The following is a 21,710-nucleotide window of genomic DNA, read 5'->3' as shown; positions in this document are numbered from 1 at the left end:
CTATTAATTTCTTGTTCAACCAATAGAAAATTGGATTCTCATTCTTCAAAAGATCTAACTTTCGATACTAATCAAACAGTTGAAAGACATAAAGGTTCGATAATTATTGGTGCAGAACGTTTTGAACAATACATTTTAGCTTGTAAAGATAAAAATATAGGAATTGTTACTAATCAAACTGGAGTAATTCCTAATCATCCAAATCCACAATTTCCTAATGAATTTACCCATATTGTTGATTTTTTATTAACAAAGAACATAAAGGTAACGACCATATTTGCCCCTGAACATGGTTTCAGAGGAACCGCAGATGCTGGAGAACTTATTAAAGATGGGAAAGATATTAAAACTGGTTTACCCATCATTTCGCTATATGGTTCTAATAAAAAACCTAAACCAGAACAATTAAAAGACATACACATAATGTTATTCGACATACAAGATGTAGGCGCTAGATTTTACACTTACATTTCTACTCTTCACTATGTAATGGAGGCTTGCGCAGAAAACAATATTCCACTATTGATTTTAGACCGCCCAAATCCTAATGGAACTATAATTGATGGACCAATATTAGAAAAGGAACACAAGAGCTTCGTTGGTATGCATGAAATTCCCATTTTACACGGGATGACGATTGGCGAATACGCTAATATGATTAACGGAGAAAAATGGCTAAAAGATGGTGTACAATGTGATTTAAAAATAATCCCTTGTTTACACTATACGAGAGATATGAAATATAGTTTACCTATAAAACCTTCACCTAATTTACCCAATGATCAATCCATTAATTTATATGCCAGTTTATGTCTATTTGAAGGAACCAATGTAAGTGTAGGTAGAGGAACAGAAAAGCAGTTTCAAATTTTTGGTTCTCCTTTTTTACCTTATCGAGAATTTACTTTTAGTTTCACACCAAAACCTAACTTGGGTGCAAAAGATCCAGTTCACAATGGAAAACTGTGCTTTGGAGAAGATTTAAGCGAAATTAAAAAAGTACACCGATTAGAATTAAAATGGCTATTAAAAACCTATGAAAACACAAGTGATAAGACCCTTTTTTTTAATGATTTCTTTACCAAATTAGCTGGCACAAAAAAACTCAGAGAGCAAATTGAAGCAGGTATGACCGAAAAAGAAATTAGAAAGACATGGCAAGAGGGCTTAGAACAATTCAAAGAAATGAGAAAAAAATATTTAATTTATGAATAGAAAGATAATAAAACAAATAACTTTTACTATAACTCAACTTTAATTTCTAAATTTTGTTTCTGTAATTCTTCAATAAAAATCAATTTCTCTTTTGGTGATATAATGATAGTTTTTGAATTTCCATAACACACCTCTATTCTGTCGGTCAATGAAGAAGCGGGAGCACTCAATATACTATCCGTTTTCTTAATAGATTTTATACTTTCAATTGAAATGTTTTTATTTACAATAAATCCAGAATGAACTTTTAAAATTCCTTGAGTAATGACATAATAAGTATCAAACAACAAATACATAACCATAGCAAAAACAGCCATCATAAGAGCTATTAAAACCCAATCTTTTTCTGTTATTCCAATGAGAATTGCTGGAATAGAACTCACAACAAATAAAATTGGCAATGCTATGTCAACTTTAGAAGCAAAAACTTTTTTCATATTACAAAGGTAATTTCTTTTTCATTTGCTCAACGATATTATAAGTTGCAGGGCAAATTGCTACATTTTTCAAAGTTAAATTGGAAATTTGATGAAATTTTTGTCGGTCAGTATGAGGGAATTCACGACACGCTTTCGGTCTTACGTCATAAATCATACAATAATTTTCATGATCTAAGAATGTGCAAGGTACATTTTGCAATACATAATCCTGCTCTTCATCAATTCGAAGATATTGCGCAATAAATTGTTGTGGCTTTAATTTTAAAAACTTAGCAATTCTTTCAATATCTGCAGAGGTAAATAATGGCCCTGTCGTTTTACAACAATTTGCACATTCTAAGCAATTCGTTTTTTTAAATTCATTTTCATGTAACTCTTGCATTACGTAGTCTAAATTTTTAGGAACTTTCTTTTTTAACTTATCGAAATACTTTTTGTTTTCGTTATGCTTATCTTTGGCTAGTTTTTGTATTTCATTTAAAGACGGCTTCAACATATTGCAAAATTTAGAAATACAAAGTTATCACTTTAATTAAAGAATGCTTTACAAAGCACACTGATTTTTAATTTATCATATGAAAGATTTATTTGGTCAAGCCCTATTAGACTACCAAACCCAAAATGCTCCTGAAAATATTATTACTGAAACATCAATTTCAGAGGCAGATGAAATGGAGATTTCCTATATGTTTCGAAAATACAATGAAATGCCAAAAATTGAGCAAAAGGCGCTTCAACTTGCAAAAGGAGAAATATTAGATGTTGGCTGTGGAGCTGGAAGTCACGCTTTATATTTACAAGAAAAAGGTTTTGAAGTAACAGCAATTGACTTTTCTCAAAAAGCAATTCAAACCTGTCAATTAAGGGGAGTAAAAAAAGCGTTAGCTATAGAATTATTATCATTTAATACCAGCAAAAAGTTTGACACTATTTTATTGTTAATGAATGGTACTGGAATTTTTGGCAGCATGCAACAAATTTCAAAGTATTTAAATCATCTTAAAGAACTTCTCTCTGATGATGGCCAAATTTTAATTGATAGTTCCGATCTAATTTATATGTATGATCAAGATGAAGATGGTGCATATGAAGTTCCAGCTAATGGCTATTATGGCGAATTAAGTTTTACAATTACATATAAAAAACAAAACGAAGATCCTTTTAACTGGCTTTATCTAGATTACAACACTTTGCAAAATGCAGCTCATGTTCATGGCTTAAATTGTGAATTAATAATAGAAGGTTCTCATTTTGATTATTTAGCTAGAATTACAAAATAAAAAGATTGAATTTCTTCAATCTTTTTATTAAGGTATATTCAAGTATTTATGAGTTTGAAGAGACACACGCCACTTAGGATGATTCATCACATAATCAACAATTAAGGGAGTCATTTCTTCTTTTTTACTCCATTCTGGTTGCAAAAAAAGTATGGTATTGGAATTAACCTTTGCAGCTTGCTCTTCAGCAAAATGAAAATCGTGTTTATTATGAATGATGATTTTTAATTCATTGGCTATATCATAGGCGCTTTGTGTTGGCAGTTTTGTTTTTTTTGGAGATAAACAAAACCAATCCCACTCACCTGTAACTTCATAAGCTCCTGATGTTTCAATATGAATACGGAGCCCTTGTCTTTTTAATTCGGTAGTCAATGGTAGCATGTTCCAAGATAGAGGTTCCCCTCCTGTTACCACAACTGTTTCTGCATATTTCTTTGCATTGGTCACAATATGTTCTATTGCAGTTGGCGGATGCAAATCAGCATTCCAACTTTCTTTTACATCACACCAATGACAACCAACATCACATCCTCCAACACGAATAAAATAAGCTGCAGTTCCTGTGTAATATCCTTCTCCTTGGATGGTATAAAACTCTTCCATCAAGGGTAACATTACTCCTTTATCTACTGCTAATTGAATTTCTTTTTGTAACATTTTTTAAAAAATAGTCTGCAAAGATAAGGTAAAGTTAGGGCTGTAACAAGTTTAGGACTAAAAAGTTGGTTTTAAACAAAACAAAAAAGGTCGATAGTTTGCTCACTACCGACCTTTTTAAATAATTATATGTTTTACTTCTTCAATACTTGTAAAGATTGTGTGATGTAAGCATCTGTTGGATTTATTTTTTTTGCTTCTTCAAAAGCAGCAATGGCTTTAACTTTATCTGTAGTTGCATAACTAGAACCGATAAATGTATATGCTTCTAATAAATTTTTCTTTACTGCTTCCTTAGCAAGTTCCGCTTCACCTTTAGATGTTACTACTTTTACGTATCCTTCATAATCTAACAATGCTTCTTTTTTAGATTGCTCTGTATCAATCACACGATTTAATTTTCCTTTGTTTAAATAAGCATCTTGGGTATTAGGAGAATTTTTAATTACTTCTGCAAAAGCCGCATTTGCCTTTTCAAACTCCGGTTTCATTGCTGCCTTTTGGTCAGCAGTTTTATCAATTGAAGCGATAAAAATAGATTGTCCATAATAATAGTTGTCTAATGTATATGTTCTAGACTCTTTATGTTTTAGAGCTAATTCAAATAACTTAGCCGCCTCTAAATATGCTTTTTGTTTATACATTTTTACACCTAGTTCACTGAATTCATTAGATAATCTATGGTCTAATTCAGCTGCTTTTTGCAAATCAACTAATGCCTCATTAAATTTAGTTGGATTATTTAATACACCATTTGCATCAACAGCATAAGACATTTTAGCTTTTGCTATTCCTAGATAATCTCTTCCTCTAATTTTTCTCGGGTTTGATTTAGCAAAAAACTCATTAAATGCATTAATAGCGGCCTCATTCTTTCCAGTTTCAAGAGATGCAAAACCTAAATATCTGTAAATTCTAGGATTTACTTTATCCATCTTTTGAATAGCTAGAGCCTCCGCTTCCAATGCTTTCCAATCTTTTGTAATAATTAAGAAATCAGCATAACGCATTCTTGAATCAACAGAAGTATCAGTTAAAGTCATATATTTTCTGTATGACTCTAAAGCCTTTGCTGTGTTTTCTTCAAATTTTTTAGGATCAGAATATCCCCATGCAAAATAAGTTTCTGCTAATTCTCTATGCGCTGGACCATAGTTAGGATTAATAGCTATAACTTCATTTATTGCTTTGATAGATTCTGGATACGCTTTTGCATTTCTAGTAATCATTGCCAATTGTAATTTAGCACGTAATAAAGTATTATCTAAATCAAAAGCATTTCTATAAGCTGAATAAGCATCGTTCACATTTTTATTACCTAATTGAGCATCACCCAAAACTAATTGCGCTAATGCTGATTTAGGATCACTTGCAACAGCTTTTTTTGCAGCTTCGACAGCTTTGGAATGATCTGGATGTTCTTGATTCAAATAGGCCCTTGCTATAAAAATCTGTTCTTCAGTATCTTTCTTTTTAGCATTTTGCAAAGCAGCCGTAATATGCTCATTAGCTCCCGTTCTGTTTCCATTCATTAATTCAACATGAGCTAACCCTATTAGATTCAGGTGGCCTGCATCTTTAGCAGTTCTTCCTTTTTCAAAATATATTTTTGCAGAATCTTGCTTGTCTAAATCTAAGTAAACCTGACCTAAATAAAAATAATTTCTACCTTTATCGGGTGAAGAACTAATCATGCTTTTCAAAGATTTTCTAGCTTCAGAATATTTCTCTGCATCGATGGTCTTTTTTACTTGTTCAATGTCCTGTGCGTTTACTACTGTTGCACTTAAAATAGCTACCGTACTTGCTAATACTACACTTTTCATATTATTCTAAGTTTATATTTTTTTTCTAATTTTTAATTCTCTGGTTGGAATATGCTCAGGCAATAATCCTGACTTTAAAATGATTCGCTGACCAATGTTACCAGCTACAAATGAAGCAAATCCCATGCCTAAACCTGACTTCCCTTGATAATTTAACACAAAAATAGTTCTTGTTAAAGGATAATCATTTAATGCAAGACTTGATTGTGAAGGCTTTACCAACTCTTTTTTATCATTAACTAATGGAATTACTTTAATGTTTTTTAATCTATTTTCGGTTTCAAGATCAACGTTAGTTAACCAATTCACACCAACAAATCCAATAGCATTTTCATTTTCCGAAACAAATTTAATTACTTCTGTATTAGTAGTGAAAGCACTAACATTATTTTTTGGTAAAGAGTTAGACTTAAACTTCTCCATTAAAAAACTTAAAGTACTAGAATTCGCATTGTCAAAAACTAATTTTTTTACAGATGTATCTCCTTTAAAATAAGACTCTAATTCTATCAAACTAATTTGCTTAATATCATCATTATTATTAGCAATCAAGGCTAAACCATCTTTAGCAATTGGAGTAACTTTTCCAAGAATAGTTTTCGATTTGAAATAACTAGTTTCATTAGCGTTTAATTTTCTTGCTAAAACAAAATAATCAGCTTTTCCTTCAACAATAGCTTTACTAATTTCAGTTTCAGATTTACTAATAAGATTTACCTTTGCATACTTATATTGACTTTCAAAGACAGCTTTTTGTTCCTCCATAATGGGCAATAACGTTTCATCAACCCAAACGTTGAGCTGACCTGTGGTGATTGTCTCGTTAACTTCTTTAGATGATTTATTACACGAAAAAAAAGTAAAGAAAACAAACACAATTATTAAAACAATTCTTTTCATTCCATCGTAATATTTAAATTAATAGGAAAGGTGCAGCTCATTTTTGTTGGTTTTCCATCTCTATAAGATGGGTTCCATTTAGGATACTTTTTCATTGCTAAAACAGCTTTCTCTGCAATTTTTAATTTAGATTTAGACTGGTTTTCTAACACTTCAAAGTCGACTAACTCTCCTTGTTCATTTACTGAGAATCTAATTACTATTTTTGCTTGTATTGATTTTTTTTGTGAATGAACGAAACTTTTCAATATTTCATCTATCACAAAGTTTCTGAAATGATTTATTCCATTTATAGGTTGAGCCCTGATAACATCTTGATTAGTAGCAGTACTTTCACTAGACGAAATAGAAGAATTTTGAGCGTTAACAAAATGTGTTGTTATGAAAAAAACAACAAGAAACCATTTATTCATCTTTAAAAGTTGTATTAAATCTGTAAAATCTAAAAATAGCATATACTACCAATAAAACACCGAAAGCCAATCTATTCGAATAAGGCACTGTTACTGGCATGGATTCCCAAAAGATAAAGATACTGGCAATAATTAAATAAGCAAGTATCATCACTAGTCCTAAAACAAACAGAAATCGCTGTTTAGGCGATTTCTGCTTAAAGTTATTGAATATATTATTCATTTTTTATTATTCTGCCGAAATATTAAACTTCAATGGGAAATTATAATATACTTTTACATTTCTACCATTCATTACCCCAGCTTTCCATTTAGGAGATTTCTTTATTTGTTGAACAGCCTTGTCTGCTAATTTATAGCCTTTTGGACTTTCTTCTAAAACTTCGAAGTTACCCAAAGAACCATCTTCCATAACAACAAATCTAATTCTAACTGAACCGTTAATCGATTCTTCAATATCACCTAAGCTTCCTAACAAACCGTTTTGAACTTTTGTTCTGAAGGCGTTAATTCCACCTGGTGGTTCTGGGTTAACTTCTACTGAAGTAAAGATTTGCGAATAATCTGTATTATCAGCAGCAACGTTAACATCACTAGCCAAACCATCTAAAGGAATTCCAGCATCAGCATCATTTGATCCTTTAACATCACTAGCACCTGTTTTTTTATCTTTTAAATCATCAATAGATGGTGGTGGTGTTTCTACCGTTTGTTTATCCACAACAACTGGTGGTACCATTTTAACAACATCAACAATTGATTTTGTTTGTTTAACAGGCTCTACCTTTTGTTCAAGAATTTCTTTAGGTTCGTCTTTTTTCTGTTCAACAATTTTCTTCAACTCAACTTTGGTTATTTTTTCTTTTTCTTCTTCCTCAGAAGCTTTGTCTAAATAACTTTTAATTAAAGGATAAGAAACTGCCGAACCAAAAAACAATGCCCCCAAAAGTAAAGCATATATAGTTGCTTTAGGATTTGTTTGTCTTAATTCGTATGCACCATAACTTTTGTTACGTCCTTCGAAAACTGTATTTAACCAGCTATCGTGGAATAAGTTTATTTTAGAACTCATATAATATTATTTAAAAGTTAGGTTATTTAATTCCTTTATCTTCAAGCATTTTTAAATCTTCAGGAGTAGTATCTACAATAGCATATACTTTTGTTTTTGTAATAGCCATTTCGTCTAAGATATCTACTAAATTTTTATAATTTGAAGATTTACTTGCTTTGATTAACACTGTTAAAGTTTCCTTTTCTGGATCAGCAACTCTCCCTTTTACTTCTTGTTGTTGAGCCAAAATTGCTTTTCTAATCCCTTTACCTCCGTAATTTTCAAGAATTGGTCCTTTTAATGGTTTATTCGTTTGACCGATATAATAAACTAATTTATTATTTTTCCCAAGAACTACCGTTAAAGTTCTCCAAGCTGGAGTTTCAGGTGGTTTCTCATCTTTTATATCTTGATCTTTATCTGGTAAGGCTAAATCCATAGATTGCGGTTTAGACAATGTAGTAGTCAAGATAAAGAATGTGATTAACAAGAAAGCCAAGTCAACCATCGCTGTTAAGTCAACCCCTGGGTTCGACTTTTTACTTCTTACCTTGCCGCCTTTATCGCCGCCGCCGGTATTTAATTCTGCCATGTTATTTCTTTATTTTCTAATTAAAAATCTTCACTTCTTAATCCTGTAACTAAATAAAAGTTGTTCACTTCTTGCTTCTGCATCATGTCTAACACCTTTTTCACAGTAGGATATTTTTCTTTACCATCTGCTTTAATAGCAAACTTTAAATCTTTTGTTCTTAATTCAACTAATGCTTCACGAGAAGAAAGAACCCAATCCCCTAGCTGACTCTTTTTTGTTGAATCTGCAGGTGTTTCATAAGGAATTCCTTTTTGTAAACCTTCTCTATTTCTTTCTGCTCCTGGTAAAGCAATTAGCGATTTCAATTCATCCATTGGCACACCGAAACCATCGATAAGTGCAAACTTTGCCTTTTCATCTTCTGAAAATTCCATACCGTATTTATCCGCCATGATTTCTAGAGCTTTAACCCTTAAATCTCTATCAGTCATACTGAAATATACAGCGCTATCCCCAATAGTAATTGTTGCTAAATCATGTTCAGGTAATTTTGCCTGTACTGTAGAAGCAGGTGTATCTACTGGTTTTGGCTCAGGAACTTTTGCAGTTGATGTCATGATAAAAAAGGACAACAATAGAAACGCTACGTCACACATAGCAGTCATATCTATTTTTGTACTTTTTTTAGATATTTTAACCTTTGCCATCTTTAAATTATATTTTAACTATTAGTATTTATTGAAAATTAGTTGCTTCCTTTAGCTCTTTTGTAAGCTTGAGAAATAGCGAAACCAGCCTCATCAATAAAGTAAGTTAAAGTATCAATTTTAGATGTAAAGTAGTTGTAAGCAATAATTGCTAAAGTAGAAGTTGAGATACCTGTAGCTGTGTTGATTAACGCTTCAGAGATACCATTTGCTAACTGAGCTTGGTCTGGTGTACCTGCAGTTGCTAATCCAGCAAATGCTTTAATCATACCAGATACAGTTCCTAATAACCCTAACAATGTACCGATAGACACTAATGTTGATAAGATTGTTAAGTTTTTCTCTAACATTGGCATTTCTAATGATGTTGCTTGCTCTACCTCTTTAGTGATATTTTCAGTAGCTTTTTCTACATCTAAACCATCTTTTCTTACTTGCTCAGATTTTAACAAACCTGCTTTTACAACGTTTGCTACTGAACCTTGTTGTGAATCACATGAAGCAATTGCTCCTTGAACATCACCAGATTTGATTTGTCCTAATACATTTTTAACAAATTTCTCTAAATCTCCTTTACCAGCAGCTTTGCTAATAACAAAAAATCTTTCAATTGAGAAAACTAATGTCATTAATAATAATCCCATTAATGCTGGTACAATCATACCACCTTTATAAACCATTCCTAAATAGTTTCCAGGTAGTGGGTGTCCGTTTTCTGGATCTCCACCTTCGAAGTTAGCCGATGCTCCCATAACGAATTTCCATACTAGGAATCCAATTACTAAACATACTAAAATAGTAGCTGCTGCAAAAATACTTGCCCCTTTGTTTTCTTTGTTCTCTCCAGAAACTTTTAAATCCTGTGCCATTTTCTTAATTTTTAGTTTAAAATTGATTAATAATTTATTTAATTTGAATTATGTTTGGTCGCAAATTTATATGAAATAGACTTTAAAAAAAAACTAAATTCACAAAAATTAACATTAAGATAATTTTCGTAACAAATACTATACCAAAAAATGTTAATTATGTTTTTTTATAAAAAAAATTTACAACATTTGTATTGTAATTAAATTCAGAAAAAAATAGGTAAAATAAAGAAAAATTACCAACTAAAATAGTTAACCTAAACCTTTTAAAACAGTAAAATGAAAAGTTATATCACCATAGGCTTACTTCTTTTATCAAATATATTTATGACTTTGGCCTGGTATGGGCATTTAAAATTCAAATCCCTCAAATGGTTTGAAAACACAGGCTTGATTACAATTATCTTAATCAGTTGGGGATTAGCTTTATTTGAATATTGTTTTCAAGTACCAGCTAATAAAATAGGCTTTCAAGGAAATGGTGGTCCTTTTTCGTTAATGCAATTAAAAGTAATACAAGAAGTTATTACATTAGTTGTTTTTGTTATCTTTTCAATGCTCTTTTTTAAGAACGAAAGTTTTAGATGGAATCATGCCGTGGGTTTTTTATTTTTAATTTTGGCGGTATATTTTATTTTTAAAAAATAACTCTTTTAACTATGAAAAAATATTTCATTCAAAAAAAACCTTTTATAGTTCCAACAACTGATGGAAAAATAATTGAAGAACATCATGGTTTAGCTAGCACAAAAAATGCTGTAATTTCAATTGCACATATGATTGCTCCTCCTGGATGGAGTGAACCTTTTCAAACACCTGAATTTGATGAATATACTTATATTATTAAAGGTAAAAAACAATTTACCATTGAAGATGAAATCATCATACTTGAAGCAGGGCAATCTATTAAAATAGAAAAAAACACAAGAATTCAATATGCCAACCCATTTGAAGAAGTCTGTGAATACATTGCCATTTGCACTCCTGCTTTCAATCCAAGTTCCGTTCATCGAGAAATAGAAGAGTAAAAATAAAAAGAGAGCTTTAATTTAATTTAAGCCCTCTTTTTTTCTTTAAATTTTATAGTTAAAATTCAAACTCCACCTTGAATTAGCTTCCACTAAGCCCGCCATTAAATTTTGGTTAATAGGCGCAAAATAAGTAGCCCCTAGAGAAAATCTATTCCATCCAATTTCTAATCCAAATTTTCCAAAAAGAATATCACCAGTCGTATTTCGCACTTTCTGTCCATATTGGTAATTACTTGAGTACACTTCTCCTGCTAAGCCTAATTGAGGTGCAATAGCTAATTCCTTACTTTCAAATAAATAATAAAAAGTAGCACCATAATTAAACTGATTACCAAAACGGTATTCTTTCTTATTTTGGGTTTTAACCACGTAGTTCATCATCGTATTGATTCCAATTTTTTTATATTTCAACACATATTCCGTTGAAAACAACCAATCCCAGCTTCCCGTCCCTACTTGAAAACTTGGATTTACACTTCCAGCATTCACTTCTTTGTAAGCTCCCGTAGGCATTTTTAAACCTGTACCAATTTGCCAATTGTGTTTAAGAATAGTACTATCTTTATGTGTTTGATAAACTGTAAGTAATCCTAAAACGGTGATATCTCCCAAACCACTTATTTCTTGATTTCCATTTTTGGTATCTCTATTATGAAAATGATAAGGTAATAATGTTGAAACTTGAAACCCTTTTACAATAGGAATACGAGCCCAAATTTGAACCGTATTAAATTGTTCCTCCAACCAAGGTGAATTAGAATACAAACCATCGTTAGAACGATAGTGTTGATTAAAATAACGCACACCCACAAAATTAGAATTCAACATTGAAGCAAACCCCATACTTCCACCACTAGCTGAACAACCACAAGCATCACAATCATCGAAGTAGTTGGTTTTTACAATGCGTTTTCCAAAATAATATGGACTTTCCACACGTATTGGATTAGTTGTTTCAGAAGCAAATTTAGGTTTTTCATGTGCTTGTAAGGATAATATACCAAACAAAATTATGATTATGTTTTTCATTTTAAATTGAATTAATATTCTGCAAATTTTGGATCTGTTAAAAATTGTTGATCTGTTAACGTCTTTAAAAAAACTATTATTTTAGCTTTTTGATCGTTAGTAAGTGGAATCCCTAAGGTTCCATTCGTATTTAAAGAAGAATCTAAGTTTAAATTATTTTGTACGCCATTGGAGTAATGATTCAATACTGCCTCTAAGGTGTAGAAACGACCATCGTGCATGTAGGGAGCTGTTTTTTCAATATTTCGCAAACTTGGCACTTTAAACTTATATTTATCTTGTAACAATTCCGTTACACGATAATGCCCAACATCATTAATTTGTGGATTAATACTCAAACCATTATTTCTAAAGCTATTATCGGTAAAAAGATCTGTGGCATGACATGAGGCACACTTTTGGTTAAAAATGGCATACCCTTCTAACTCGTCCTCTGACAATACACCTCCAGGTTCATTTCTTCTAAATTTATCAAAACGAGAATTTGAAGAAACAGCCATTACCATGAATTGGCCTAAAGCTTTGAGCATGTTTTCTGAATTAATTTGACCATCTGAAAAGGCTTGCTTAAATAGTTTTACATAAACGGGATCTGCTTTCATCATAGCAATAATTTGAGAGAAGCTACCATTCATCTCGATGGGACTCGTCAAAGGAATGATGGGTTGCAAATCGAGATGAGTCGTAGCTCCATCCCACATGAATGCTGTTTGAAAGGCTAAATTTTGAATAGGAGGCGTGTTACGAGTTCCTATATTATCACCAACACCATGACTAAAGCTATGCCCGTGATGTGTAAAAGCATCTGCTTGAATATGGCAAAATCCACATGAAACTATACCATCAGAAGATAATCGACCATCATAAAACAACTTCTTCCCTAATTCAAATCCTTTTTGAGTCAAAGGATTATTACTTAAATCATAGGCCAATTCTGGAAAATTACTTGGCACTTGGAAAGAAAGGGGTACATTTTGGTATTCGTCGTCGTCATTTGAACAACCACACACCATAAAAGCAAGGAGTATTAAAAATATCTTTTGCATCGTATTTATGTTTTGCCCTGACAGCAATATAAAGCCCAGAAGAATTACAGGTGCTATTTCATAATTTATTACAAAGCGACCTAAGCAACTCTTGTAAAAGATGTAGAAAAAGACCTGTAAGACTGAGGACTTGCAATGAATGGCAGGATTGCGCTTTTAAAAATTAATCGTTATGTACGTGATGAACTTCAAACATAGCAGCCAAGTTAGCAGTAACTAAAGCGAGTTTTGCCCCCCCCATAACCATAGCTTGTTCAGACAAATTGATTTTATTTGTTCCGTCCAATACTTGTTTTAAATCAGCCATGATGTGCACTTGAGGAGTAATCGTAGTACGAACTAAAGCTTTGTCTGGAAAATTTAATGTAATTTCTGCATAGTTATAATTTGTTCCTGTTTGTCCTGTATGAACTTGGAACATTGCTTCTGTAGTTTGTGTGGCAGAAGTAAACATTCCTTCAAGAGCTAAAAATTTATAACCAGCACTCCAAGACCACATCATTCCAGCGTCTTGAGCTGTAGTAAGAAAATTTCCTTGTCCTGCAGCACCTAAATTAAATTGCTCTTGATCCACACCAATTCCAAATTTAATTTTGGTATAATTTCCAGCAGGAATGTTAGGCAAATTCAACAAAGTTGACGCAGATGTAAATTCGTCTACTATGAAATAACTTTGACTTTTAGGAACTGTAACTGTTGAGCCGTCTTCTTTAGTAAGTACAATATTACTAACAATGTACTTGGCTTTTGAAATCTTTACCGCCTCACCGTTAGAGTTTGTGTAAATGGTACCAGGAATAAAATCAGCATCACCATAAACTTGGTCAAACTCTATTTTTAAATTTCCTGAACCAGTAGCTTCATTTGATGCATTATCATCATTTGAACATGAAAAAGTTAATAACGTTGTAATTAATACAACCATGATTTTAATATATTTTGCTTTCATTATTTTAAATTTTAAAAGATTAATTCTACTTCGTTATAGGTAACAAAATAGTACTATAATAAACGATTCATTTTAAACCGAATGCTATTTTGTGTCTACTAATTGAATATATTAATAGAAAATAAGCTATTTCTATCACACTTTTTTTGAAATAAGTGAAATAGTATGGTAAATTTGAATGAATGAATTGAATTTAGAAACGCTCAATGTACCTGCACATTCATTGACTTGTACAAAAAGGGCGTTTCTTTTTTACACCTAAATAAGTAAAAAAGTACCCTAAAATGAGAAATTCAATTATAAAACAGAAGTATAAACAGTTGGTGGATGAAAAACAGCATGAGCTGTTAAGTAACCATATAAATTTTGATAATGATTATCAACCTCTTTTGAAGTAGATGTTAATGAAACTTTTGAAAGTTGAAGAATTTTGTTTTCAAAAAAAAGCACTTCAACTTCTTGCTTAGAAGTATTTTTTTTATCTGAAGATGAAGTTGATTTTTCATCTTCTACAGCCTTTGCTAATTCTTTCTTTAAGTGACATTTTCCATCACAATGCATTTCTGGTTTAGCTTTGTTTTCACACAGCTCGTTGGCTATATAATCATAATTTACCCAATAATCTACCAATGGCAAAACGGGTTTAGCTAAAATAAAGAATGCGATTATGAATCCGAAATATTTCACGGCACAAATATACAAATCACATTTCAGCTTTAATTGATTTTTATCATAAAAATTAAACCTTTATCCTTTTTTACTGTCCTATAATCAACTTTAAATTTTTAAAATTATGAAAAAGTATTTATTAGTTTTTGCACTTGTTGTTACTGGAGTGTCTTTTGCTCAAGACAAAGGAAAGTTTAAAGATGCTACTCCAGAAGAACGAGCTGAAATTCAAACAAAAAAAATGGCAAAAGATTTAACATTAAACCAAGAACAAAAGCAAAAAGTCAATGCTATTTTAAAAGAACATCATGCTAATTTAGAAGCAAAAAAAGAGGAAATCAAAAGTGAACAAATTGAGGCAAAAAAAGTACGTCGCAAAAAAGCGATGAGCGAACTCAAAGAAAGCAGAAGTGAATTGAAAGAAAAACTTAAAGGAGTTCTAACTGAAGAACAATACAAAAAATGGGAAACACTTCAAAATGAACGCCTTGAAAAAGCAAAAAATTACAGAAAAAACGGTAATAAATAATTTTTTCAGTTTCTAAATTTTTTTATTTTAAAAAAAAAGTTTAGCTTTGGTGAAACTATTAACAATTAAGAAAATGAAAAAAATACTTGGAACTCTAGTTTTATTCCTTGCATTTACATTAAACGCTAGTGCTCAAGACAAAGCATTTAAAAAAGTAGACGCAGCGGTTGAAGCAAAAAAAAATGTAACCGAAATGGCTGAATACCTTAGGTTAAACAGTGAAGATGTTGAAAATTTCCTCCGTTTATTTGAGCACAAATTCCGTTTACTTAATGAGAACATATCTGATGAAAGAAAAACAGAATTAGCAAGAATTATTGATTTAAAAATTAGAGCAACATTGACACCTGCTCAAATGGAAAAACTCGATAAAAATCCAGAGTTATTGAAAAAATTAACTCATTAAAATAAAAAATCCCGATTTAAATCGGGATTTTTTATTTATAACCTTTGAGAAACTTCATCTACACATTTAATCGTATAGGTCAAATCTTCATAAGTTAAAGCATCTGTAATAAACCATGTTTCATAAGCAGAAGGAGCGATGTAAATTCCTCGTTTCAGCAATTCATGAAAAAATATTTTAAAAGTTTCGTTATCACCATTCTTAGCAGTTTGAAAATCATAAACTGGATTAGCATCAAAATGAACAGAAATCATGGATCCTACACGATTAATTGTAAATGCTACCTGATTTTTAATTAACACTTCTCGCATACCTTTCTCTAAAAAGGCTGTTTTTTCATCTAATCTTTTAAAAATTTCTTGATCTTCATTTAACTCTGTTAACATTTGCAATCCAGCTGCCATAGCTAACGGATTACCAGATAATGTACCAGCCTGATAAACTGGCCCTAAAGGAGATAAATAATCCATGATTTCTGCTCTTCCTGCAAAAGCACCAACAGGTAGCCCTCCTCCAATTACTTTACCAAAACAAACAATATCTGCTTGAATAGAGAACAGCTCTTGAGCTCCTCCTTTTGCCAAACGAAAACCTGTCATTACTTCATCAAAAATCAAAAGTGCTCCACTTTCAGAACAAATTGTTCTAAGTTGTTCTAAAAAACCTGATTTAGGAGGAATACACCCCATATTTCCAGCTACAGGCTCAATAATAATAGCTGCAATCTCATTTTTATTCGCTTCAAAAAGACTTTTCACATGTTCAATGTCATTGTAATTAGCTAACAATGTATCTTTTGCCGTTCCTTGAGTAACCCCCAGACTATTAGGAACCCCAAATGTACTTAAACCACTTCCTGCTGCAATCAAAAAAGAATCAGAATGCCCATGATAACATCCCGAAAATTTGATAATTTTATCCCGTTTAGTATATCCTCTTGCCAAACGGACTGCGCTCATACAAGCCTCAGTTCCTGAATTAACAAAACGAATTTTATCTATTCCAGGTACCATTGACACAACTAATTCGGCAATTTTGGTTTCTAAAGCTGTTGGTGTTCCAAAAGATGTTCCCTTTTTAGCACGTTCAACGACTGCATTAACAACAGGTTCGTGAGCATGCCCTAAAATCATTGGTCCCCAAGAATTGATATAATCTATATATTTATTTCCGTCTTCATCGTATAGATATGCTCCTTTAGCTTCTTTTATAAAAATAGGTGTTCCTCCCACAGCTTTAAAGGCACGCACTGGTGAATTTACTCCTCCTGGAATAACCTGATTGGCTTCAACAAAAAGTTGGCTACTTCTTTTATATAACATTTTATTTTATTTTAATTTTTTGTCCAATTGAAATGGCGTTCTCTGATATATTATTTAACTGCTTTAACTGCTCAATTGTAATATTAAATTTTTTTGAAAGTGAATACAAAGTATCTCCTTTCTGAACAATATATTCGCTCTCTGAGAACGAAACGCTATTTGAATTTTCCACTCGTGGAAGAGGTTTATAATTTCTACCTAAAACCTCATTATCTAATTTATATAGTTCATAACGCTCAATAATACCAACTAATTTAGAAGGATACAAAGTATCTGTAGCATAACCTGCTTGTTTTAAACCATTGGCCCATGACTGGTAATCTCCCTTGTCTAATTTAAACAATGATTCATAACGCTTTCTTGAACTTAAAAATAAGGCATGATCTCTATAAGATTCCGCAGGATCTTTATATTTCCTAAAACACTCTTGCAATGCATCATCATCATGAGTAACAGACTCACCAGTCCATCCTGTATGACACTTTATACCAAAATGATTATTAGCCTCACGACATAGACGTCCAAAACCAGCTCCAGACTCTAAAATTCCTTGCGCCATAATTATACTTGCTGGAATTCCATGTTGCTTCATATTAGATTTAGCAGTTTCTTTAAAATCTTCAATATATTTTTTCACATCTTCTGTAGTTGCTTTAACTTTTGATGTTGCCACCAAAATTTCACCAGAAGATGCTTTATTCCCATTAGAATGATTAGAAACTGGCTTAGATTTATTTCCTGAAGCTGTAGACTTTTTATTACTAGAAACAGGTTTAGATGTTCTTACTTTTGAACCTCCACATGCAGCTAAAGAGAGTATCAATGAAAATAAAATGATTTTTTTTATCATAGCACAATTAATTCTTTATTTTTTTTGGCAAGCAATTGATTCATTCCAGCAATGCCTTGTAAACCACCTGTGTGAATGGCTAAAATTTTACTAAAAGCGGGAAAACTCCCCTTCTCAATCATCTGAAATACTCCATACATCATTTTTCCTGTATAAATAGGATCTAATGGTATTTGAGTTTTTGCATAAAATTCATTTATAAATTGAATTAAAACATCATTCACCTTACCATATCCTCCAAAATGATAGTCACAATTGATATGCCAATTATTCTTGTGTACAAATTTACTAATATCCTCCTTTAAAAAATCACCTTTTAAAGAAGAAAAACCAATAATCTTTTGATTTTCATTAGAGCCATTAATAATTCCAGAAATTGTACCACCTGTACCAACTGCAGTACATATATAATCAAATTTATTTGTTGCGCTAGATAATATTTCTTCACAACCTAAAATAGCTAATTCATTAGTCCCGCCTTCTGGCAAAAGATAAAAGTTACCCCATTGGCTCCTAAGTTGCTCAATAAACGCATTATTTGTTTTATTTCTATAGGTGGTTCTGTCTACAAATAGGAAACGCATTCCTAATTTCTGCGCTAAAAACAGAGTCGGATTATTTTCAATTTGATTTTCCAATTCTTCCCCTCTAATCACTCCTATTGTCTGAAAACCATATTCTTTTCCAACTCCTGCAACTGCTACTATATGATTAGAAAAAGCTCCACCAAAAGTCAGAAGCGTAGTAGCCTTTATCTCTTTTGCTTTTTGCAAATTGTATTTCATTTTTCGAAACTTATTGCCTGAAATGATTGGATGTAATAAATCCTCTCTTTTCACAAAAAGTTCAATGGCATTTGGAAACGCAATATTAAGTTTGATAATTTCAGGCATTGGCTTTTGAAAATAGTACTCAAGAGACTCAACAAATTTAAAACTATTTTTTTCATTAAAGAACAACTAAATTGTACAATACCTTTTTCAATTATTTTAATAAAACATTCTTAACATATAAAACAAATATTTAAATTTGTTGGCATGAATGCTGACTTAAATCCAAATTCCTTGAAAGAAGGGGAAGATTTTTATTATACCCCGGAAGGCTACAAGTGTTTTACAGAACAATATCATCTAAAAAGAGGATATTGTTGCAAAAGTGGATGCAGACATTGCCCCTACGGATTTAATAAAAAAACAGATGACATGAATAAAAAGAAAAATGGATAACAAAATACTTTCTTACCGAATAAAAATTTTCAGAACGTACCATCGTTCTGACATTCGTTATCCTTAGTTATTGATTTGAGTAGGTTTTTTAATACTAACTTAGAAAAATTTATGGAAGACATGAAGTTAGTTACCTCCTATCCCTATCGAATATTTTCCCATTTAATCATTATTTAAAAAACAAATCATGACATTTCAAGATCAAATTTTAGAAGGAATACCATCTCAATTACCATCACCAAAGGCCTATGACCCAACCATAAATCATGCACCAAAAAGAAAAGATATACTAACTGCAGAGGAAAAAAAATTAGCTTTACAGAATGCATTGCGCTATTTTGATCCACAACATCATGCCGAACTAATACCTGAGTTTAAAGAAGAATTAGAACGCTATGGTAGAATCTATATGTATCGTTTACGTCCTGACTACAAGATGTATGCACGTCCAATTGCTGAATATCCTGGAAAAAGTGAACAAGCCAAGGCGATTATGTTAATGATTCAAAACAACTTAGATTATGCTGTAGCACAACATCCCCATGAATTAATTACGTATGGTGGTAACGGGGCCGTATTTCAAAATTGGGCACAATATCGTCTAACGATGAAATACCTAGCAGAGATGACTGACGAGCAAACTTTAGTTATGTATTCTGGTCATCCCATGGGATTATTCCCTTCACACAAAGAAGCACCTCGAGTGGTAGTAACAAATGGAATGGTTATTCCAAATTACTCCAAACCAGATGATTGGGAAAAAATGAATGCTTTAGGAGTATCACAATATGGACAAATGACAGCAGGAAGCTATATGTATATTGGCCCACAAGGTATCGTTCATGGCACCACTATTACTGTATTGAATGGATTTAGAAAAATTAAGAAATCACCAACTGGTGGTCTTTTTGTAACTTCTGGATTGGGAGGAATGAGTGGTGCTCAACCAAAAGCTGGAACAATTGCTGGTTGTGTTACTGTTTGTGCAGAAGTTAATCCTAAAATAACCAAAATTAGACATGAACAAGGTTGGATTCATGAAATAATAGAAGACCTTAATCAATTAGTTACAAGAGTAAAAAATGCTTTAGTCGATAAAGAAGTTGTGTCTATTGCTTATCTTGGAAATGTCGTTGAAGTTTGGGAAAAGTTTGATCAAGAAAATATTCATATTGACTTGGGTTCTGATCAAACATCGTTACATAATCCATGGGCTGGTGGATACTACCCTATCGGATTCACATTTGAAGAATCTAATGACATGATGGCTAATCAACCAGAACAATTTAGAAGCGAAGTTCAGAAAACGCTGCGTCGTCATGCTGAAGCCATTAACAAACATACTGAAAAAGGAACTTATTTCTTTGATTATGGAAATGCCTTTTTATTAGAATCTTCACGAGCAGGAGCCAATGTAATGAATGATCATCCAACATTAGGACGTGAATTTAAATACCCTTCTTATGTTCAAGATATTATGGGACCAATGTGCTTTGACTATGGCTTTGGTCCTTTCCGATGGGTTTGTGCCTCAGGAAAACCAGAAGATTTAGCTAAAACAGACGCCATTGCTTGTAAAATATTAGAAGAAATGATGCTATCCGCTCCAGAAGAAATCCAACAACAAATGGCGGATAATATCCAATGGATTAAAGGCGCTCAAGAAAACAAATTAGTAGTAGGTTCACAAGCTAGAATTTTATATGCAGATGCAGAAGGAAGAATTAAAATAGCAGAAGCTTTTAATCAAGCTATTGCAAAGGGTGAAATTGGTTATATTATTTTAGGTCGTGATCATCATGATGTCTCGGGAACAGATTCTCCTTATAGAGAAACATCTAATATTTACGATGGTTCACGTTTTACAGCAGACATGGCTATACACAATGTTATCGGAGATAGTTTTAGAGGTGCCACCTGGGTATCAATTCACAATGGCGGCGGAGTAGGCTGGGGAGAAGTAATAAATGGCGGGTTTGGTATGGTTCTTGATGGCACAAAAGAAGCTTCAAGACGATTAGAATCTATGCTTTTCTGGGATGTAAACAATGGTATTTCTAGAAGAAGTTGGGCTAAAAATGAAGGAGCCATTTTTGCTATAAAAAGAGCTATGAAAGTACAACCTTTATTAAAAGTGACTTTGCCTAATTTTGTGGATGAAAATTTATTGTAGTTTAAAAAAATTAGCTATCTTTAACTTAAAAAGTTGATTATGAAAATTTTAAAATTATTTATCACTCTTAGTTTTTTATCTTTAATCTCATGCACTTCTGTTAGAGTTAATGCAGATTATGATAAAAAAGCCAATTTTGAGGCCTACAAAACTTATGCCTATTTTAAAAGCGGTATTGATCAAGCTGAAATATCAGATTTAGATAAAAAAAGAATTTTATATGCTATTGACGATGTAATGGCTACCAAAGGATTCGCAAAATCTGAAACTCCTGATCTATTAATCAGCATTTTCACAAAAGAAAGAGAAGTAGTTGATGTTTACCAAAATTATGGTTTTGGCTGGGGCTGGGGCTGGGGTCCTGGTTGGGGAATGGGATACAGTAGAGCAATTACAACACCCGAAGGAACTTTATTTATAGACATTATCGACGCCAAAACAAAAGAGCTAATTTGGCAGGGCCAAGGAACAGGTTATTTAAGTTCAAATACAGATAAAAAAGAAGAACGAATTAAAGAATTTGTTTCTAAGATTTTGGAACAATATCCCCCACAACAATTAAAAAAATAATAGAATATTTT

General features: G+C 32.1%; 27 protein-coding genes. 9 read left to right on the top strand and 18 right to left on the bottom strand.

Annotated features, from left to right (window positions below; genetic code table 11):
- Positions 1 to 6: 6 nt before the first annotated feature.
- Positions 7 to 1,215 carry a DUF1343 domain-containing protein gene (locus tag QZ824_RS06080; RefSeq protein WP_291275129.1) on the top strand — a complete coding sequence of 403 codons (1,209 nt, stop codon included), beginning with the start codon at positions 7 to 9 and terminating at the stop codon, positions 1,213 to 1,215.
- Positions 1,216 to 1,241: 26 nt separating this feature from the next.
- Here the strand turns inward: QZ824_RS06080 and QZ824_RS06075 are convergent, their stop codons facing one another.
- Positions 1,242 to 1,652 (bottom strand): PH domain-containing protein, encoded by a 411-nt coding sequence (locus tag QZ824_RS06075; RefSeq protein ID WP_291275127.1) that lies wholly within the window; start codon positions 1,650 to 1,652, stop codon positions 1,242 to 1,244.
- Between the two features lies 1 nt (position 1,653).
- Entirely contained in the window at positions 1,654 to 2,148 is a 495-nt protein-coding gene (locus QZ824_RS06070) for a YkgJ family cysteine cluster protein (protein WP_291275128.1), read from the bottom strand.
- 82 nt (positions 2,149 to 2,230) lie between these two features.
- Between QZ824_RS06070 and QZ824_RS06065 the strand changes: the two genes are divergently transcribed.
- Positions 2,231 to 2,935: a class I SAM-dependent methyltransferase gene (locus QZ824_RS06065; protein WP_291275126.1), complete on the top strand. Its 705-nt coding sequence runs from the start codon at positions 2,231 to 2,233 to the stop codon at positions 2,933 to 2,935.
- Positions 2,936 to 2,962: 27 nt separating this feature from the next.
- Here QZ824_RS06065 and QZ824_RS06060 read toward each other — a convergent pair whose 3' ends face one another.
- The 9 genes from QZ824_RS06060 to QZ824_RS06020 all read right to left on the bottom strand — a co-directional run bounded on the left by QZ824_RS06060 (position 2,963) and on the right by QZ824_RS06020 (position 9,899).
- Positions 2,963 to 3,595, bottom strand: a complete 633-nt coding sequence (locus tag QZ824_RS06060) for a 7-carboxy-7-deazaguanine synthase QueE (protein ID WP_291275125.1) — start codon at positions 3,593 to 3,595, stop codon at positions 2,963 to 2,965.
- A 134-nt stretch (positions 3,596 to 3,729) separates the two neighbouring features.
- Positions 3,730 to 5,421 (bottom strand): tetratricopeptide repeat protein, encoded by a 1,692-nt coding sequence (locus QZ824_RS06055; RefSeq protein WP_291275124.1) that lies wholly within the window; start codon positions 5,419 to 5,421, stop codon positions 3,730 to 3,732.
- 12 nt (positions 5,422 to 5,433) lie between these two features.
- Positions 5,434 to 6,321, bottom strand: coding sequence for a PstS family phosphate ABC transporter substrate-binding protein (locus tag QZ824_RS06050; RefSeq protein WP_291275123.1), 888 nt, complete (start codon positions 6,319 to 6,321; stop codon positions 5,434 to 5,436).
- On the bottom strand, positions 6,318 to 6,734 hold the full coding sequence (locus QZ824_RS06045) for an energy transducer TonB (protein ID WP_291275122.1): 417 nt from the start codon (positions 6,732 to 6,734) through the stop codon (positions 6,318 to 6,320). Before QZ824_RS06045 ends, QZ824_RS06050 begins: the two co-directional genes overlap by 4 nt.
- Positions 6,727 to 6,957 carry a hypothetical protein gene (locus QZ824_RS06040; protein WP_291275121.1) on the bottom strand — a complete coding sequence of 77 codons (231 nt, stop codon included), beginning with the start codon at positions 6,955 to 6,957 and terminating at the stop codon, positions 6,727 to 6,729. Before QZ824_RS06040 ends, QZ824_RS06045 begins: the two co-directional genes overlap by 8 nt.
- 6 nt (positions 6,958 to 6,963) lie before the next feature.
- A complete protein-coding gene (locus QZ824_RS06035; RefSeq protein WP_291275120.1) occupies positions 6,964 to 7,806 on the bottom strand; it encodes an energy transducer TonB in 843 nt (280 codons plus the stop codon).
- Between the two features lie 22 nt (positions 7,807 to 7,828).
- On the bottom strand, positions 7,829 to 8,380 hold the full coding sequence (locus tag QZ824_RS06030; protein ID WP_291275119.1) for a biopolymer transporter ExbD: 552 nt from the start codon (positions 8,378 to 8,380) through the stop codon (positions 7,829 to 7,831).
- A 20-nt stretch (positions 8,381 to 8,400) separates the two neighbouring features.
- Positions 8,401 to 9,030: a biopolymer transporter ExbD gene (locus QZ824_RS06025; protein ID WP_291275118.1), complete on the bottom strand. Its 630-nt coding sequence runs from the start codon at positions 9,028 to 9,030 to the stop codon at positions 8,401 to 8,403.
- Between the two features lie 38 nt (positions 9,031 to 9,068).
- The gene (locus tag QZ824_RS06020) at positions 9,069 to 9,899 is read right to left on the bottom strand and encodes a MotA/TolQ/ExbB proton channel family protein (protein ID WP_291275117.1); all 831 of its coding nucleotides are present in this window, start codon (positions 9,897 to 9,899) and stop codon (positions 9,069 to 9,071) included.
- Between the two features lie 279 nt (positions 9,900 to 10,178).
- On the opposite strand from QZ824_RS06020, the gene QZ824_RS06015 reads away from it, so the two are divergent.
- Both QZ824_RS06015 and QZ824_RS06010 read left to right on the top strand, forming a co-directional pair.
- Positions 10,179 to 10,547 (top strand): DMT family protein, encoded by a 369-nt coding sequence (locus tag QZ824_RS06015; RefSeq protein WP_291275116.1) that lies wholly within the window; start codon positions 10,179 to 10,181, stop codon positions 10,545 to 10,547.
- A gap of 11 nt (positions 10,548 to 10,558) precedes the next feature.
- Positions 10,559 to 10,927 (top strand): cupin domain-containing protein, encoded by a 369-nt coding sequence (locus QZ824_RS06010; protein WP_291275115.1) that lies wholly within the window; start codon positions 10,559 to 10,561, stop codon positions 10,925 to 10,927.
- A gap of 45 nt (positions 10,928 to 10,972) precedes the next feature.
- Here the strand turns inward: QZ824_RS06010 and QZ824_RS06005 are convergent, their stop codons facing one another.
- The 4 genes from QZ824_RS06005 to QZ824_RS05990 form a co-directional block, all read right to left on the bottom strand.
- Positions 10,973 to 11,959, bottom strand: coding sequence for a transporter (locus QZ824_RS06005; RefSeq protein WP_291275114.1), 987 nt, complete (start codon positions 11,957 to 11,959; stop codon positions 10,973 to 10,975).
- 11 nt (positions 11,960 to 11,970) lie between these two features.
- Positions 11,971 to 13,005: a cytochrome c peroxidase gene (locus QZ824_RS06000; protein WP_291275113.1), complete on the bottom strand. Its 1,035-nt coding sequence runs from the start codon at positions 13,003 to 13,005 to the stop codon at positions 11,971 to 11,973.
- A 163-nt stretch (positions 13,006 to 13,168) separates the two neighbouring features.
- Positions 13,169 to 13,954, bottom strand: a complete 786-nt coding sequence (locus QZ824_RS05995; RefSeq protein WP_291275112.1) for an MbnP family protein — start codon at positions 13,952 to 13,954, stop codon at positions 13,169 to 13,171.
- 297 nt (positions 13,955 to 14,251) lie between these two features.
- Positions 14,252 to 14,641, bottom strand: coding sequence for a hypothetical protein (locus tag QZ824_RS05990; RefSeq protein WP_291275111.1), 390 nt, complete (start codon positions 14,639 to 14,641; stop codon positions 14,252 to 14,254).
- Between the two features lie 106 nt (positions 14,642 to 14,747).
- Between QZ824_RS05990 and QZ824_RS05985 the strand changes: the two genes are divergently transcribed.
- Together QZ824_RS05985 and QZ824_RS05980 are read left to right on the top strand one after the other, a co-directional pair.
- Complete coding sequence (locus QZ824_RS05985; protein WP_291275110.1) at positions 14,748 to 15,152, top strand: DUF4890 domain-containing protein; 405 nt, start codon at positions 14,748 to 14,750, stop codon at positions 15,150 to 15,152.
- A gap of 73 nt (positions 15,153 to 15,225) precedes the next feature.
- The gene (locus tag QZ824_RS05980; protein ID WP_291275109.1) at positions 15,226 to 15,558 is read left to right on the top strand and encodes a hypothetical protein; all 333 of its coding nucleotides are present in this window, start codon (positions 15,226 to 15,228) and stop codon (positions 15,556 to 15,558) included.
- 35 nt (positions 15,559 to 15,593) lie between these two features.
- On the opposite strand, the gene hemL is transcribed toward QZ824_RS05980, so the two are convergent.
- Genes hemL through QZ824_RS05965 form a run of 3 tightly spaced genes read right to left on the bottom strand, consistent with a single transcriptional unit; the run spans position 15,594 to position 18,623 of the window.
- Positions 15,594 to 16,880, bottom strand: coding sequence for a glutamate-1-semialdehyde 2,1-aminomutase (hemL, locus tag QZ824_RS05975; protein WP_291275108.1), 1,287 nt, complete (start codon positions 16,878 to 16,880; stop codon positions 15,594 to 15,596).
- 1 nt (position 16,881) lies between these two features.
- Positions 16,882 to 17,730 carry a glucosaminidase domain-containing protein gene (locus tag QZ824_RS05970; RefSeq protein WP_291275107.1) on the bottom strand — a complete coding sequence of 283 codons (849 nt, stop codon included), beginning with the start codon at positions 17,728 to 17,730 and terminating at the stop codon, positions 16,882 to 16,884.
- Positions 17,727 to 18,623 carry a pyridoxal-phosphate dependent enzyme gene (locus QZ824_RS05965; RefSeq protein ID WP_291275106.1) on the bottom strand — a complete coding sequence of 299 codons (897 nt, stop codon included), beginning with the start codon at positions 18,621 to 18,623 and terminating at the stop codon, positions 17,727 to 17,729. Before QZ824_RS05965 ends, QZ824_RS05970 begins: the two co-directional genes overlap by 4 nt.
- A 144-nt stretch (positions 18,624 to 18,767) precedes the next feature.
- Between QZ824_RS05965 and QZ824_RS05960 the strand changes: the two genes are divergently transcribed.
- The 3 genes from QZ824_RS05960 (at position 18,768) to QZ824_RS05950 (ending at position 21,699) form a co-directional block, all read left to right on the top strand.
- The gene (locus tag QZ824_RS05960; protein WP_291275105.1) at positions 18,768 to 18,956 is read left to right on the top strand and encodes a DUF5522 domain-containing protein; all 189 of its coding nucleotides are present in this window, start codon (positions 18,768 to 18,770) and stop codon (positions 18,954 to 18,956) included.
- A 187-nt stretch (positions 18,957 to 19,143) separates the two neighbouring features.
- Entirely contained in the window at positions 19,144 to 21,129 is a 1,986-nt protein-coding gene (locus QZ824_RS05955; protein ID WP_291275104.1) for a urocanate hydratase, read from the top strand.
- Positions 21,130 to 21,168: 39 nt separating this feature from the next.
- Complete coding sequence (locus QZ824_RS05950; RefSeq protein WP_291275103.1) at positions 21,169 to 21,699, top strand: DUF4136 domain-containing protein; 531 nt, start codon at positions 21,169 to 21,171, stop codon at positions 21,697 to 21,699.
- The last annotated feature ends 11 nt before the right edge of the window (positions 21,700 to 21,710 follow it).

Source organism: Flavobacterium sp., assembly GCF_021151785.1.
Classification (GTDB): Bacteria; Bacteroidota; Bacteroidia; order Flavobacteriales; family Flavobacteriaceae; genus Flavobacterium.
This window is presented reverse-complemented; position numbering and strand designations above follow the sequence as displayed.

What these genes read in the sequence shown, in the direction of transcription:
- QZ824_RS06075 (WP_291275127.1), bottom strand. Translation starts at nt 1,652, where the DNA reads ATGAAAAAAGTTTTTGCTTCTAAAGTTGACATAGCATTGCCAATTTTA.
- QZ824_RS06065 (WP_291275126.1), top strand. Translation starts at nt 2,231, where the DNA reads ATGAAAGATTTATTTGGTCAAGCCCTATTAGACTACCAAACCCAAAAT.
- QZ824_RS06060 (WP_291275125.1), bottom strand. Translation starts at nt 3,595, where the DNA reads ATGTTACAAAAAGAAATTCAATTAGCAGTAGATAAAGGAGTAATGTTA.
- QZ824_RS06055 (WP_291275124.1), bottom strand. Translation starts at nt 5,421, where the DNA reads ATGAAAAGTGTAGTATTAGCAAGTACGGTAGCTATTTTAAGTGCAACA.
- QZ824_RS06050 (WP_291275123.1), bottom strand. Translation starts at nt 6,321, where the DNA reads ATGAAAAGAATTGTTTTAATAATTGTGTTTGTTTTCTTTACTTTTTTT.
- QZ824_RS06045 (WP_291275122.1), bottom strand. Translation starts at nt 6,734, where the DNA reads ATGAATAAATGGTTTCTTGTTGTTTTTTTCATAACAACACATTTTGTT.
- QZ824_RS06040 (WP_291275121.1), bottom strand. Translation starts at nt 6,957, where the DNA reads ATGAATAATATATTCAATAACTTTAAGCAGAAATCGCCTAAACAGCGA.
- QZ824_RS06035 (WP_291275120.1), bottom strand. Translation starts at nt 7,806, where the DNA reads ATGAGTTCTAAAATAAACTTATTCCACGATAGCTGGTTAAATACAGTT.
- QZ824_RS06030 (WP_291275119.1), bottom strand. Translation starts at nt 8,380, where the DNA reads ATGGCAGAATTAAATACCGGCGGCGGCGATAAAGGCGGCAAGGTAAGA.
- QZ824_RS06025 (WP_291275118.1), bottom strand. Translation starts at nt 9,030, where the DNA reads ATGGCAAAGGTTAAAATATCTAAAAAAAGTACAAAAATAGATATGACT.
- QZ824_RS06020 (WP_291275117.1), bottom strand. Translation starts at nt 9,899, where the DNA reads ATGGCACAGGATTTAAAAGTTTCTGGAGAGAACAAAGAAAACAAAGGG.
- QZ824_RS06015 (WP_291275116.1), top strand. Translation starts at nt 10,179, where the DNA reads ATGAAAAGTTATATCACCATAGGCTTACTTCTTTTATCAAATATATTT.
- QZ824_RS06010 (WP_291275115.1), top strand. Translation starts at nt 10,559, where the DNA reads ATGAAAAAATATTTCATTCAAAAAAAACCTTTTATAGTTCCAACAACT.
- QZ824_RS06005 (WP_291275114.1), bottom strand. Translation starts at nt 11,959, where the DNA reads ATGAAAAACATAATCATAATTTTGTTTGGTATATTATCCTTACAAGCA.
- QZ824_RS06000 (WP_291275113.1), bottom strand. Translation starts at nt 13,005, where the DNA reads ATGCAAAAGATATTTTTAATACTCCTTGCTTTTATGGTGTGTGGTTGT.
- QZ824_RS05995 (WP_291275112.1), bottom strand. Translation starts at nt 13,954, where the DNA reads ATGAAAGCAAAATATATTAAAATCATGGTTGTATTAATTACAACGTTA.
- QZ824_RS05985 (WP_291275110.1), top strand. Translation starts at nt 14,748, where the DNA reads ATGAAAAAGTATTTATTAGTTTTTGCACTTGTTGTTACTGGAGTGTCT.
- QZ824_RS05980 (WP_291275109.1), top strand. Translation starts at nt 15,226, where the DNA reads ATGAAAAAAATACTTGGAACTCTAGTTTTATTCCTTGCATTTACATTA.
- hemL (WP_291275108.1), bottom strand. Translation starts at nt 16,880, where the DNA reads ATGTTATATAAAAGAAGTAGCCAACTTTTTGTTGAAGCCAATCAGGTT.
- QZ824_RS05970 (WP_291275107.1), bottom strand. Translation starts at nt 17,730, where the DNA reads ATGATAAAAAAAATCATTTTATTTTCATTGATACTCTCTTTAGCTGCA.
- QZ824_RS05965 (WP_291275106.1), bottom strand. Translation starts at nt 18,623, where the DNA reads ATGCCTGAAATTATCAAACTTAATATTGCGTTTCCAAATGCCATTGAA.
- QZ824_RS05960 (WP_291275105.1), top strand. Translation starts at nt 18,768, where the DNA reads ATGAATGCTGACTTAAATCCAAATTCCTTGAAAGAAGGGGAAGATTTT.
- QZ824_RS05955 (WP_291275104.1), top strand. Translation starts at nt 19,144, where the DNA reads ATGACATTTCAAGATCAAATTTTAGAAGGAATACCATCTCAATTACCA.
- QZ824_RS05950 (WP_291275103.1), top strand. Translation starts at nt 21,169, where the DNA reads ATGAAAATTTTAAAATTATTTATCACTCTTAGTTTTTTATCTTTAATC.